Origin of the sequence: Actinomadura rubrisoli (assembly GCF_004349215.1) — a bacterium.
GTDB lineage: Bacteria > Actinomycetota > Actinomycetes > Streptosporangiales > Streptosporangiaceae > Spirillospora > Spirillospora rubrisoli.
On record NZ_SMKU01000246.1, the window covers coordinates 1 to 14,143 of the forward strand.

Consider the following 14,143-nt stretch of genomic DNA (forward strand, 5'->3'; position numbering starts at 1 on the left):
GACGGGGGCGGCCGGTGTTGCGGGGGGTGTCGTTCCGGGTGCCGGCGGGTGGGCATGTGGCGTTGATCGGACGGTCCGGGGCCGGGAAGTCGACGATCTTCGCGCTCGTGGAGAGGTTCTACGATCCCGATCGCGGAGAGGTGCTGGTCGATGGGGTGCCGGCCGGGGCGCTGAGCCGTGAGGGGCATCGGGCGAGGATCGGGTTGGTCGAGCAGGACTGCCCGGTCTTGGACGGCACTCTGCGCGACAACCTGGTGTACGCGACCCCGGGGGCCGGGGAGGAGGAGGTCCGCAGGGCGGTCGACACGACCAATCTGGGCGGGCTCGTGTCCCGGCTGCCTCGGGGGCTGGACACCCGTGTCGGCGAGCATGGGAGGGAGTTGTCCGGTGGGGAGCGCCAGCGGCTGGCGATCGCGCGGGCCCTTATCGCGCGGCCCCGGCTGCTGTTGCTGGACGAGCCGACCTCGCACCTGGACCTGGAGAGCGAGCTGGCGCTGCACCGCGCGATCGACGAGGCCGCCGGGCGGTGCGCACTGCTCGTCATCGCGCACCGGTTCACCACCGTGCGGGCGGCGGCGAGCGTCATCGTCCTCGACCAGGGGAGGATCGTCGCCTCCGGGAGCCATGAGGAGCTCCTGGAGACCAGCGCCTACTACAGCGAACTCGCGTCGCAGTGGCCCGGCCGGCGGGAGGCCGCCGCGCGGGGGTGAGGCGGGCGCCTACCGGACGCCGGCCTCCTTCATCTCGCGGAGTTCGCGCTTGAGCTCCTTGATCTCGTCGCGGAGGCGGGCGGCCAGCTCGAACTGCAGGTCGGTGGCGGCCTGGTGCATCTGGTCGGTCATCTGCTCGATGAGGCCCTCCAGCTCCTCGCGGGGGCGTTCGCCGACGAGGTCGGCGGCGTGGCGGCCGACGTCCCGGGTGCGGGACGCGAGGCCGGGGACGGGGGCCTTGCCGCGGCTCTGCTGGCGGCCGGCGCCGCCCAGGAGGGTCTCGGTGTCGGCGTCCTCGCGGACGAGGGAGTCGAGGATGTCGGCGATGCGCTTGCGGAGGGCCTGCGGCTCGATGCCGCGCTCCTCGTTGTAGGCCCGCTGCTTGGCGCGGCGGCGGCTGGTCTCCCCGATCGCGCGCTCCATGGACGGGGTGACGGTGTCGGCGTACATGTGGACCTGGCCGGAGACGTTGCGGGCGGCGCGGCCGATCGTCTGGATGAGGGACGTCTCGGAGCGCAGGAAGCCCTCCTTGTCGGCGTCCAGGATCGCGACGAGGGAGACCTCGGGCAGGTCGAGGCCCTCGCGCAGCAGGTTGATGCCGACCAGGACGTCGAACTCGCCGGCGCGCAGCTCGCGGAGCAGCTCGATGCGGCGCAGGGTGTCGACCTCGCTGTGCAGGTAGCGGACCTGGATGCCGAGTTCGAGGAGGTAGTCGGTGAGGTCCTCGGACATCTTCTTGGTGAGGGTGGTGACCAGGACGCGCTCGTTGCGCTCGGTGCGCAGCCGGATCTCGTGGATGAGGTCGTCGATCTGGCCCTTGGTGGGCTTGACGACGATCTCGGGGTCGATCAGGCCGGTGGGGCGGATGACCTGCTCGACCACGTCGCCCTTGACGCGGTTCATCTCGTAGGTGCCGGGCGTCGCCGACAGGTAGACGGTCTGGCCGATGCGGCCGAGGAACTCCTCCCACTTCAGGGGGCGGTTGTCCATCGCGGAGGGCAGCCGGAAGCCGTGCTCGACGAGCATCCTCTTGCGGGAGGCGTCGCCCTCGTACATCGCGCCGATCTGCGGGACGGTCTGGTGGGACTCGTCGATCACCAGGAGGAAGTCCTCGGGGAAGAAGTCCAGGAGGGTGTTGGGGGCGGTGCCCGCGCCGCGGCCGTCGATGTGGCGGGAATAGTTCTCGATGCCGGAGCAGGTGCCGACCTGGCGCATCATCTCGATGTCGTAGGCGGTGCGCATGCGCAGGCGCTGCGCCTCCAGCAGCTTGCCCTGGCGCTCCATCGCGGCGAGCGTCTCCTCCAGCTCCGCCTCGATGTCGCGGATGGCGCGCTCCATGCGCTCGGGGCCGGCGACGTAGTGGGAGGCGGGGAAGACGTACAGCTCGTCGTCCTCGGTGATGACCTCGCCGGTGAGGGGGTGCAGGGTGGCGAGCTTCTCGATCTCGTCGCCGAACATCTCGATGCGGACGGCGAGCTCCTCGTACTGCGGGATGATCTCGACGGTGTCGCCGCGGACGCGGAAGGTGCCGCGGGTGAACGCCAGGTCGTTGCGGGAGTACTGCATGCCGACGAGCCGGCGGAGCAGGTCGTCGCGCTCGACCTCCTGGCCGACGCGGAGGCGGAGCATGCGGTCGACGTACTCCTGCGGGGTGCCGAGGCCGTAGATGCAGGAGACGGACGCGACGACGATGGTGTCGCGGCGGGTGAGCAGCGAGTTGGTCGCCGAGTGGCGGAGCCGGTCGACCTCGTCGTTGATCGAGGAGTCCTTCTCGATGTAGGTGTCGGTCTGCGGGATGTACGCCTCGGGCTGGTAGTAGTCGTAGTAGGAGACGAAGTACTCGACGGCGTTGCCCGGCATCATCTCGCGCAGCTCGTTGGCGAACTGGGCGGCGAGGGTCTTGTTGGGCTGCATGACCAGGACGGGCCGCTGGAGCTTCTCGACCAGCCACGCGACGGTGGCGGTCTTGCCGGTGCCGGTGGCGCCGAGCAGCACGTTGTCCTTCTCGCCGCGCGCGATGCGCTCCGACAGCTCGTTGATCGCCTGCGGCTGGTCGCCCGCGGGCGTCATCTCGGTGACGACCTCGAACGGCGCCACGCGGCGCCGCAGGTCCGTGATCGGCCGCATGTCGCCCTCCCCTGGTCCAGTGCTCCCCACCACTGTATGCAGGGTGTACGACAACCGTGGACGTCCCGGTGTTTCCGCAGGTCAGGACGTTGGCAGCGGCAGTCTCGCGCGGACGGCGTAGCCACCGGCGGCGCCGGGCCCGGCCTCGAAGCTGCCGCCGAGGGCGGTGACCCGCTCGCGCAGGCCGACCAGGCCGTTCCCGCCGCTCGGCAGGTCGTGGTCGGGCGGGGCCGTGGGGGCGTCGTTGGCGATCTCGACCTCGACGGCCTCGGGGAGCAGGCCGAGCTCGACGCGGGTGACGGCGGCGCCCGCGTGCTTGTGGACGTTGGTCAGCGCCTCCTGGACGAGCCGGTAGACCGTCCGTCCGACGGCGGTGGGCATGGGCCGCTCCTCGCCGCGGATCGACAGGTCGACGCGCAGCCCGGCGGCACCGGACTGGTCGACGAGCTCGCGGACGTGGGCGAGCGTCACGGCCTCCTGGGGGAGGGCCTCCTCGCCCTGCCGCAGGACGCCGATGACGTGCCGGAGCTCCTCCAGCGCCTGCCGTCCCATGTCGCCGATCACACTGGCGGTCTCGGCGGCGCGGCCGGGGTCGCGGACGGCGATCGCCTTGAGGGCCCCGGCGTGGACGACCATGACGCTGATCCGGTTGGCGACCACGTCGTGCATCTCGCGGGCGATACGGGTCCGTTCCTCGCCCCGCGCGCGCTCTGCCAGGAGGTGCTGCTCGCGCTCCAGCCTCGCGGCGCGCTCCTGGAGGGAGGCCAGGAGCTGTTTGCGCGCCCCCATGTAGAGGCCGAGCAGGACGGGGACGGCCGTGAACGCCACACCGAAGATCACCTGTGCGATGAACGGATCGTCGTTCTCGGTCGGGCCGGGGACGGCGAGGTTCACGGCGTACCCGACCCCCGCGAGGATCCACACGGTGCGGCGGGACGGGGTGTAGGCGGCCAGCGAGTACAGGATGACCAGCACGGTGAACGCGCCCGCCCCGGCCGCCGTGCTGATGATGATCGCGAAGACGGCGAGGCCGACCGGGTGGCGGCGGCGGACGATCAGCGTCAGGCCCAGGAGGACGCTGCACATGGACGTGACGGGCGGCGGCAGCCAGAATTCCTGGGGGGAGAACATCAGGAAGGCACCGTCGGCCGCGGCCAGGCAGACGGCCAGGGTCACGTCCAGCGCACGTGAACGCCGCGTCGGCCACGCCGCCGACCACCAGCCCCTCAGGTGCATGCGCCGAGCCTATAGCCAGGAACGGGACCAAGGTCGTCCTGGTGAAGGAAGGTGACGGGGACGACCGCGCGGCAGGACGGCCGCCCGCCTTGCGGCGCACTCGTCCGGTACGCCGGAACCGCCGCGCCTGCAGGGGTTTCCGGTGCGGTGGCCGCCCTCCCCGCGCAGTGGTTACGATGACGGCGCCGACAAGGACGGGGTAACCGCATACAATGACCCGCTTCGCCACCTGGCTCGGGAAGAACGCCGACGCCTTCATCGCGCTGGTCCTGGCCGTCACCGTCGCGGTACTCGGCGTCGGGGTGACCCTGCCGCACGAGGACGAGATCACCAACAGCGCGATCCTCGCGGTCGTCGGGCTGCTCGCGACGTCGGTGCTGCGCGACCGGGGGCGCCGCCTTCCGGTGGAGGCCGAGGTCCGCGACACACTGCGGTCGTCCACGGCCACGCTGGAGGAGCTGAGCGGAAAGCTGACGCACATCGAGGCGTTCGAGGGCGTCCTGTCCGACACCAAGCGCGCGCTGGACGAGACCACGGTCGTCCGGGTCATCAGCGGGGCGCAGGTGGCGCAGGTCCTGCAGGAGGCGCGGCGCGACACCGACCGCTGGTTCTTCAAGGGCGGCACGGGCACCTACATCCGCGCCAAGACGCTGCCCGAGACCGTGGCGGCGGCGCGCAGGGAGCGCCGGACGCTGCTGTTCCGCCTGGAGATCCTCGATCCCACGCACCTGGAGGTCTGCGAGGCGTACGCGCGGCACCGCCGCTCGGTGTCGGACGGGCCGGACGCGACCGGCGAGCCGTGGACGCTGGAGCGCACCCGCAAGGAGGCGTACGCCACGATCCTGGCGGCCTGCTGGCACAAGCAGCGGTTCGGGATGCTCGACATCGACATCGGCCTGGCGCGGACGATGACGACGCTGCGCTACGACCTGTCGGCCTCGCGCGTCGTGGTCACCCGCGACGACCCGCGGGGCGAGGCCCTGGTGGTCGACAGCACCAAGTTCTACTACAGCTGGGTGAGCGCGGAGCTGCTGACCAGCTTGGACCAGGCGCGCCGTGTCCCGGTCGAGCAGGCCAGGCTGGCGCCGCTGGACGACGAGCCGACGGTCGAGGAGGTCCGCAAGCTCTTCGAGGTGATCGGCATCGACCTGGCGTCCGGCTACACCGACCGGGACGTCATCGAGATCATCCGCAAGGCGCTGCGCGCCAAGGACCCGTACGAGTGACCGCGACCTGAGTGGCGACGATGAGGCTGTGCGACCGATGAGGTACGAGGAGATCCGCGGGGAGATCGTCGCCGGGACGGCGGCGCGGACGCTGCCGGGCTGGGCGGGCCGGGTCGTGGAGGACATCGCAGCCGGGCGCTCGCCGGTCCCGGCCGTCCGGCATCCCCTGGGTTTCCTGTGCCTGCCCGTGGAGCGCAGCGGCGACCTCGGCGTGTGCCTGCACATCTGGACGCCGGAGGTGACCCCGGCGCCGTCCACGACGTCGCCGGTGCACTGCCACAGCTGGGAACTGCTCAGCTTCGTCCTGTACGGGACGGTGCGGAACGTCCGCATGGACGTCGACGAGACGCCGGGCAAGGCGACGCAGCAGGTCTTCGAGGTCGTCAGCCGGGGCGACGTGGACGAGCTCAGGGCCACCGGCCGCGCCGTCCGATACGCTCCCGGCCGTTCCACGACGCACCGGACGGACGAGTCGTACTCCTTGCCCGCCGGGGTCTTCCATAGCACGCTCATCGAGGACGGCCAGGACGCGGCCACCGTCGCGCTGGGCCGCCAGACGCCCGTCAGCGGCGATCTTTCGCTCGGGCCTCTGGACGCCACCACCCACCGGGTGCATCGCTTGCGCTCCGATCCCGGCGACAGCGCGCGGGCGCTCCGGCGATCGGCGCTCAGGATCGCCGCCGCGCATCCGGGATCCCTGCCCGACGATCCGCCTTCCGTCCCGCACGCACGGCACCACCGCTCGGCGCGCCGGTAGGCCGGCCGCCGGATCCGACTGGAGAGGCCCCGATGAGACCCAGTTCCCCGTCACCGGCTCTTCCGGTCGATCTCGCCGAGGCGCGCCGTGTCGCGGTCGAGGCCGCCGAAGCGGCCGGGGCACTGCTCCGGGCCAGGATGGAGGAGCCCCTGGAGGTCCGTCTCAAGGGCACCGACGGCGACGTGGTGACCGAGCTGGACACCGCCGCCGAGGAGCTGATCCTTGGGCGTCTGCGGGCCGTCTACCCGGGCCACCGGATCATCGCCGAGGAGTCCGGCGTCCTGGCCGCCGAAGACGGCGGCTCCACGGCGGACCTGGTCTGGCTGGTCGACCCCCTGGACGGCACCAACAATGTCGCGATCGGCATGCCGGTCTACGCGGTTGGCCTGGCGTTGTGCGCGCGCGCCGAACCGGTCTTGGGCGTCGTCCACGACCCGGTCACGGGACGGACGTGGTCGGCCGTGCGCGGACAGGGCGCCCTGGGCCCGGACGGAGCCCCCCTGACGCTGGCAGAGCACCCCCGTCCGGGGCGCGAGAAGAACCCCGTCCTGGCATGGACGCAGGGGCACCAGGTCCAGGCGGGCGATTCCGCGGCCTTCGCCCTGAGGTCGGCCTTGGAGATCCGCTGCGCGCGGATGCTGCAGTTGTGGGCGCCGCTGGTGGGGTGGACGATGCTGGCGCGCGGCGACATCGACGGCATCGTCGGCTACCTGCCCGAGATCGTCGACCTGCCCGCCGGAGCCCTCCTGGCGGCGGAGGCCGGCGTCGAACTGCGCCGCCTGGACGGCGCCCCGTACACCCTGGAGATCGACCGCCCACCGTCCGAACTGGGCTTCGTCGCCGCACGCCCGGAGCTCCTAGGCCGCCTCCTGGAAACCACAGACAAGGCCCTGAACTCCCTAACCCAAGACGCCCACATCCACCTAGCCTGGTAACCAGGCCCGGAAGGCTTGAACCCAAGCCCCCGACAACCGAAACGTTGCGATCGCGTGCGAAGCCAGTTGCGAGCCTGCGAGCAACTGATCGCGCAGCGAGCCGCTAGGCGAGACGGAGCGATGCAGCGATCGCCGCAGTGCCCGCCGAAGGAGGGCCGCCAAGGCCCGACGCCTAGGGCACTGCAATAAGCACAGCGATGGTAGCTGCGCAGCCGAGGATGGAGAGGGCTGTTCCGGTCAGGAGGAACTTGCCGATCGGGACCCGGACGTTCCAGCGGCGGCACCACTCGAACCATAGGAGCGTCGCTAGGGATCCCCACGGGGTGATGACGGGGCCCACGTTCGTGCCGATGAGGAGAGCGAGCAACTGCTCCTTGTTGGACGCGGGCACGGCCGACTCTCCCGCGACGTAGGCGGGCAGGTTGTTCAGGACGTTCGACAGTCCGGCGCCGGCGAACGCGGCGCGCATCGCTCCGGCCGTGCCGTCGTCGCCGCCGACCAGTGAGCGCATCGCGTCGTCCAGCCCGTAGCGCTCCAGTGTGGGGACGACCAGGAACAGCCCGGTCACGAACACCATGAGCTGCCAGGGGATGAGCGCGGGGCGCAGCGCCGACCGGTCGCGGACGGCGAACGCGGCCACGGCCACGGCGGCGGCGATGGTCGCGGCGATGCCGAGCTGGACGCCGGTGTGCACGCCGGCGAGGATGGCCGCGATGAACAGCAGGCAGGCGGCGCCTGTGGCGGAGAACAGGACGCGGTCGCGGACGGGCGCGACGTCGGGCACATCGTAGGTGTCGGCTCCGCGCATGCTCCGCCGCCAGAAGAACACCCACAGCAGCGCCATGGTGACGGCCAGGACGGTGAGCTGCGGCGCCCACATGCGGGCGGCGAACGCGGGGGTCTCCAGGGCCACCCGTTCGGCGGCGAGCAGGTTGGTCAGGTTGGACACCGGCAGCAGCAGGCTGGCGGTGTTGGCCAGCCACACCGTGGTCATGGCGAGCGGCAAGGCGGCGATCCGCGCGCGCGCCGCCAGCGCCAGCATGACCGGTGTGAGCAGCACGGCCGTCGTGTCGAGGTTCAGGAAGACGGTGTTGACGGACGCGAACGCCACGCACAGCAGGAACAGCGCGGCGTAGTTGCCGCGGCCCGCGCGCGCCATCCGCTGGGCCAGCGCGTCGAAGACCCCGGCCTCCTTGGTCAGCTCCGCCAGCACGATCACGCTGAACAGGAACAGCAGCAGGGGCGCGATGCGTTCGACGCTCGACCGCGCGGTGTCCGCGGGCAGCGTCCCGGTGGCGACGAAGAGGAGCCCCAGTGCGAGGACGCCGATGCGGATCCAGTCCAGGATGCCCAGCGAGCGGGCGGCACGGCGGAGGGCCTCGGTCGGGGACGGCACGCGCGACATGATCCCATAGGCGGTCCTATGCGCTGGATCCACCGCCGCGGCGCGCGATACTGGCGGCATGACACCCCCCGGCGACGGCTCTGGTCAGGAGCGCCCGACCGACTTCTTCATCAGCTACTCGCCCGCGGACGAGCGATGGGCGTCCTGGATCGCCTGGCAGCTCGAAGCGGCCGGGCACCGGACGATGATGCAGGCGTGGGACTTCGTGCCCGGCACCAACTTCATCGACTTCATGGACCGGGGCCTGTCGGAGGCCAAGGCCGTGGTCGCGGTGCTGTCGCGCAACTACCTGCGGTCGCGGTACGGGCGGATGGAGTGGATGGCGGCGCTGCGGGCCGACCCGGACGACCCGGCCCGCAAGCTGGTGACGGTCCGCATCGAGGACTGCCCGATCGACGGCCTGCTGTCCACGATCACCTACGTGGACCTGGTCGGGATCGAGGACCCCGACGAGGCGCGCGGCCTGCTGATGCGGCGCATCCGGGAGGCCCTGGCCGGGCACGCGAGGCCCCTGGACGGGCCGGGCTTCCCCGGCGGCCTCCCGTCCCGTCCCGGAGGCCAGGCGCCGCTCGTGGGCCGCGTCGAGCACGCCACCAACGACACGGGAGGCGGAGGAGGGCCCGGCGCGACCGGGGAGCGGCCCGTACGGCGCGCCCCCGTGGCGGCGCCCGCGTTCCCCGCCGGGAGCGGCGCGTCCCACGAGCCGCGCGAGCAGCTGAGCGTCCTGCACGTGTCGGGCCCCCGGTTCGGCCGGACGCTCGCCGAGCCGGGCGAGCCGACCACGGCCGTCGAGCTCCAGGACCGCATCTGGAGCGATGTGATGCGGCTGGCCGACTCCGGCGTCCCGCGCCCGGACCTGCTCGTCGTCGCCGGCAACCTCACCCACTCGGGCAGCCGCAAGGAGTTCAACGAGGCCCTGTCGTTCCTGACGAGCCTGCGGGCGCTGCTCGGGCTGGAGGCGCAGCGCGTGGTGGTCGTGCCGGGCACGCACGACATCACGCGGGCGGCCTGCCAGGCGTACTTCGCCGGCTGCGAGGCCGACGAGATCGAGCCGCAGCCGCCGTACTGGCCGAAGTGGCGGCACTTCGCGGGGCTGTTCAAGGAGTTCTACCAGGGCCTCGACTCGCTGATCTTCGACAGCGCCCAGCCGTGGACGCTGTTCCCCGTCCCGGACCTGAAGGTCGTCGTGGCGGGCCTCAACTCGACCCTGCCGCAGTCCCACCGCGAGGAGGACCGGTACGGGCGGATCGGGCAGGCGCAGGCGGCGTGGTTCAACGAGCGGCTGCGGCACTTCGAGGACGAGGGCTGGCTGCGGCTCGGCGCGCTGGAGCACTCGCCAATCGCGGGCGAGCCGGACGCCCTACGCGACCCGGAGACGGTGGAGACGCTCCTGTCCGGGCACGTGAACGTCCTGTTCCAGGGCAGGCGGACGGAGTACGGCGCGGTGCCGCTGCTGGGCTCGGGCGTCCCGTCCGTCCCGGCGCTGGGACCCGGGCGGCACCAGATCGTCGTCCTGCGGCGCGACGGCCTGGAACGGTGGATCCCCGAGGACGCCGCCCGGCGCGGCCCCGAGCGCCTCGAACAGGCCTGGGCGCGGGTCGACGGAACGTTCCCGCCCTCGCGTGAGGAGGCGCAACCCGCCGTCCCCGTGCCGGAGCTCGGCCCCGGGGCGGCCCGCGCGGGCGCGGACCCGGTCAGCGACCCCACCGAGCGGCTACTGGACCGGCTGACCGAGGCGTGCGAGACCCGGTTCGAGCGCGCGACGATCCGGCGCATCGTCCCGGTGCCGGGTCCGGACGGACGCGGCGACGCGCCGCACCTGCTGCTCACCCACATGGAGGACGGGTTCGTCCGGCAGTACCGGATCGGCGCGCACGTCGGGCAGGTGACCGAGGAGGACGTGGACGCGTTCGTCCGGCACGTGCACGCCGACGGCGCCGACCACGGCTCCGAACTGGTCTACCTGGGTCCGGCACCGGTCCGCTCCCTGCGCGACGAGGCGCTGCGGCGCGGCATCCGGCTGCGCAGCCTCACCGAGTTCCAGGGGCTGGTCGACCTGTCGGAGTACGTCACCGCGCAGACGGGGCGGCTCGCGGCGGGCGGGCTGTACCCGCCGGCGCTGTACGTCCCGCAGCGGTACCGCGAGCTGGACCGGTTCCGCACGAGCGCCCCGTCCGGCGAGGAGGACGAGCGCGGCGGCGACGTCCACGACGACGTGGTCACCGAGATGCTGCGCCTGCTGGCGGCCGACCACGGCCGGTTCATGCTGCTGCTCGGCGACTTCGGGCGCGGCAAGACGTTCGCGCTGCGGGAGCTGGCGCGCCGCATCCCCGAGGAGCTGCCGCACGTCATCCCGATCCTCATCGAGCTGCGGGCGCTGGACAAGGCGCACTCGGTGGACGGCCTGGTCGCCGCGCACCTGGCCAACCACGGCGAGGAGCTCATCGACCTCAAGGCGTTCCACTACATGCTCCGGCAGGGACGGATCGTCCTGCTGTTCGACGGGTTCGACGAGCTGGTGACCCGGGTGACCTACGACCAGGCCGCCGACCACCTCGACACGCTGCTCCAGGCCGCGCAGGACAAGGCCAAGATCGTGGTCGCGAGCCGCACCCAGCACTTCAAGTCGCAGGCGCAGGTGCTGACGGCGCTCGGCGAGAAGGTCGGGGTGCTGCCGCACCGCCGCGTCCTCGGGCTGGAGGAGTTCACGCCCCGCCAGGTCCGCTCGTACCTGGTCAACCGGTACGGCGACGAGAAGACCGCCGAGGACAGGCTGAGCCTGCTGTCGGGCATCGAGGAGCTGCTGGCCCTCACGTCCAACCCGCGGATGCTGAGCTTCATCGCCGACCTGCCCGAGGAGCGGCTGCGCGCGGTCGCGCAGGCCCGCACCACGGTCAGCCCCGCCGACCTGTACCAGGAGATCCTGTCGTCCTGGCTGGGCTACGAGGCCGACCGGGTGCGGCACGCGGGCGGCCCGTCCGGGCTGCGGGTGGACGACATGTGGGAGGCGGTGGGGACGCTCGCGCTGCGGCTGTGGGAGGGCAACGAGCAGTTCCTGCGGCTGGCCGAGCTCGCCGACGTCTCCGACACCCTCGCCGGCCTCGCCGACGGGCGCCTGTCGCCGCACCAGGTGACGCACGCCGTGGGCGCGGGGAGCCTGCTCGTCCGCACCGCCGAGGGCCTGTTCGGGTTCATCCACACGTCGGTGATGGAGTGGCTCGTCGCCCGGCACATCGCCCGCGAGTTCGCGCGCGGCGCCGCGCCGGCGGCGCTCGCCCTGCGGGCGCTGACGCAGCTGACCGTCGACTTCCTGTGCGACCTCGCCGACGCCCGCGCCTGCCAGGAGTGGGCGGCGGGCGTGCTCGCCGACCCGGACGCCGGCGACGTCGCCCGCGCCAACGCCATCCGGATCACCACCCGGCTGCGCACCCCCGCCCGCACCGACCTGCGCGGCGCGCACCTGCAAGGCGAGGACCTGTCGTACCGCGACCTTCAGGAGGTCGACCTGACCGGCGCCGACCTGACCGACGCGCAGCTGGTGGGCGCCAACCTGTCGCGGGCCGTCCTGCGCAACGCCTCCCTCGCCGGGGCCCGCCTGGACGAGGCGCGGCTCGTCGGCGCCGACCTGCGCGGCGCCGACCTGTCACGCGCCCGCCTCGCCCGCGCCGATCTGCGCGACGTCGCCGTCGAGGGCAGCCGCTGGACGCGCGCGGCCCTGGTGGACGCGACGCTGCCCGACCGGATCGCCGCCGCGCCCGAGCTGCGGGAGGCGGCCATCGCCCCGGGCCGTCCCATCGACATCCAGGTCGCCCCGGCCGCCGTCGGCGTCCCCTACGGCTTCCACTTCCAGACCAGCCGCCTGCCCCAGCCGCTCGCCTACAGCCCCGGCGGGTCCGTGCTGGCGGTCGGCAGCGAGGACGGCGGCGTCCTGGTCTGCGACGCCGTCACCGGGACCCCTCTGCGCACCTTGCAGGGGCACGGCGACCGCGCCTACGCGGTGGCGTTCGACTCCGGCGGCAACGTCCTGGCCAGCGGCTCCGCCGACGGCACCGTCCGGCTCTGGGACCTCGCCACCGGGCACTGCGCGCACACGCTGGACGTCCACCCCGAGGGCGTGTGGCCGCTGGTGGTCGGCGGCCGCTCCCCCGGCGGCGCCGATCTGGTCGCCGCGGGCGCCGCCGACGGGACGATCCGCGTCTGGGACACCGCGTCCGGCGCCCTCCTGCACGAGCTGCCCGGCCACACCGCGCCCGTCTACACCGCCGTGTTCGACCCCGCCGGAGCCCTCATGGTCACCGGCGACAAGAGCGGCACCCTGCGCGTCTGGGACCTCGCCACGGGCGCGCTCCGCCGCGAGCTGACCGGGCACCGCGGCGCGGTGTTCCGCGCCGTGTTCCACCCCGACGGCTCGCTGCTCGCCGCCGGCGACGAGCAGGGCGTCGTCCGGCTCTGGGACATCCGCAGCGGCGAGATCCGGCAGGAGCTCCTCGGCCACACCGGCAGCGTGTTCGCCATCGCCTACCACCCGGACGGGCGGCTCCTGGTCACCGGCGACACCGAGCGGTCCGTCCGGCTGTGGGAGGACGGCCGGCACCGCGCCACCCTGTCCGGCCACGAGGGCCGCCTCTACCAGGCGACGTTCAGCCCGGACGGCAGCAGCCTGGCGACCGCCGACAGCTCCGGGTCCGTCCGGCTCTGGGACCCCCTCACCGGACGGCAGCGGCTAGAGCTCGCCGGGCACCGCGGCGCGGTCTGGCCGATCGCGTTCCGCCCCGACGGCGCCCAGCTCGCCACCAGCAGCAACGACGGCACCGCGCGGCTGTGGGACGCCGAGACCGGCCAGTGCCGGGTCGTCCTGCGCGGCCACGGGCGCCGCGTCACCGGCGTCGCGTTCAGCCCCGACGGCGGCCTGCTCGCCGGCAGCGGCAACGACGGCCTGGTCCGCCTCTGGGACCCGCGCACCGGCCGGATGATCCGCGAGCTGCGCGGCGTCGCCGACAACCTCACCTCCGCCTCGTTCAACACCCGCGACTCCCAGCTCGCCACCGCCACCAACGACGGCGGCGTCCACCTGTGGCAGGCCGGCACCGGCACCTTCGAGCGCGAGCTGAACGTGGAGACCGACCACGTCTGGGCGCAGGCGTTCGCGCCCGCCGGGAACGTGCTCGCCACCGCCAACGACGACGACAGCGTCCGCCTCTGGTACTGGACGACGGGCCGCGAGATCGTCAACCTCGCCGGGCACCGCGGCCGCGTCCGCTCGATCGACTTCCACCCCGCCGAGCCCCTGGTCGCGACGGGCTGCGACGACGGTCTCGTCCGCCTCTGGCACCCCCACACCGGTGAGCTCCAGGCATCCCTGAGCGGCCACGCCGACCGCGTCTACCAGGTGGCGTTCGCCCCGTCCGGCGACGTGCTCGCCAGCGCCAGCAACGACGGCACCGTCCGCCTGTGGGATCCCGGCACCGGCACCGTCCTGCACACCCTCACCGCCCACACGGGCCGCCTCTGGACGGCCGCGTTCCACCCGTCCGGCTCCATGCTCGCCAGCGCGGGCGACGACATGGTCGTGCGCCTGTGGGACCCCGCCAACGGCCGCCTCCTGCACACCCTCACCGGCCACACCCGCCGCGTCTGGTCGGCCGCCTTCAGCCCGGACGGCACGCTCCTCGCCACGGCGGGCGACGACGGCGCCATCATCCTGTGGGACGTGTCGGACCCCTCCGCCCCGTCCCGCCGCACCACCC

General features: G+C 72.9%; 8 protein-coding genes. 5 read left to right on the forward strand and 3 right to left on the reverse strand.

Annotated features, from left to right (window positions below; genetic code table 11):
• Nucleotides 1-710: ABC transporter ATP-binding protein (locus E1298_RS33195; RefSeq protein ID WP_131900358.1), on the forward strand; the 710-nt coding region annotated here is incomplete at its 5' end.
• 9 nt (nucleotides 711-719) lie between these two features.
• Here the strand turns inward: E1298_RS33195 and uvrB are convergent.
• Together uvrB and E1298_RS33205 are read right to left on the reverse strand one after the other, a co-directional pair.
• Nucleotides 720-2,837 (reverse strand): excinuclease ABC subunit UvrB, encoded by a 2,118-nt coding sequence (gene uvrB, locus E1298_RS33200; RefSeq protein ID WP_131900360.1) that lies wholly within the window; start codon nucleotides 2,835-2,837, stop codon nucleotides 720-722.
• 81 nt (nucleotides 2,838-2,918) lie between these two features.
• On the reverse strand, nucleotides 2,919-4,073 hold the full coding sequence (locus E1298_RS33205; protein ID WP_131900362.1) for a sensor histidine kinase: 1,155 nt from the start codon (nucleotides 4,071-4,073) through the stop codon (nucleotides 2,919-2,921).
• A gap of 212 nt (nucleotides 4,074-4,285) precedes the next feature.
• Between E1298_RS33205 and E1298_RS33210 the strand changes: the two genes are divergently transcribed.
• The 3 genes from E1298_RS33210 to E1298_RS33220 are packed head-to-tail and all read left to right on the forward strand — an operon-like array spanning nucleotide 4,286 to nucleotide 6,991.
• Entirely contained in the window at nucleotides 4,286-5,299 is a 1,014-nt protein-coding gene (locus E1298_RS33210; RefSeq protein ID WP_131900364.1) for a hypothetical protein, read from the forward strand.
• 37 nt (nucleotides 5,300-5,336) lie between these two features.
• Nucleotides 5,337-6,056 (forward strand): hypothetical protein, encoded by a 720-nt coding sequence (locus tag E1298_RS33215; RefSeq protein ID WP_243725960.1) that lies wholly within the window; start codon nucleotides 5,337-5,339, stop codon nucleotides 6,054-6,056.
• A 32-nt stretch (nucleotides 6,057-6,088) separates the two neighbouring features.
• Complete coding sequence (locus E1298_RS33220) at nucleotides 6,089-6,991, forward strand: inositol monophosphatase family protein (protein ID WP_131900366.1); 903 nt, start codon at nucleotides 6,089-6,091, stop codon at nucleotides 6,989-6,991.
• A gap of 172 nt (nucleotides 6,992-7,163) precedes the next feature.
• Here E1298_RS33220 and E1298_RS33225 read toward each other — a convergent pair whose 3' ends face one another.
• Complete coding sequence (locus E1298_RS33225) at nucleotides 7,164-8,387, reverse strand: ArsB/NhaD family transporter (protein ID WP_424923179.1); 1,224 nt, start codon at nucleotides 8,385-8,387, stop codon at nucleotides 7,164-7,166.
• Nucleotides 8,388-8,454: 67 nt separating this feature from the next.
• Here E1298_RS33225 and E1298_RS33230 point away from each other — a divergent pair.
• Nucleotides 8,455-14,143 (forward strand): TIR domain-containing protein (locus E1298_RS33230; RefSeq protein ID WP_131900370.1); only part of this gene is annotated, 5,689 nt, incomplete at its 3' end.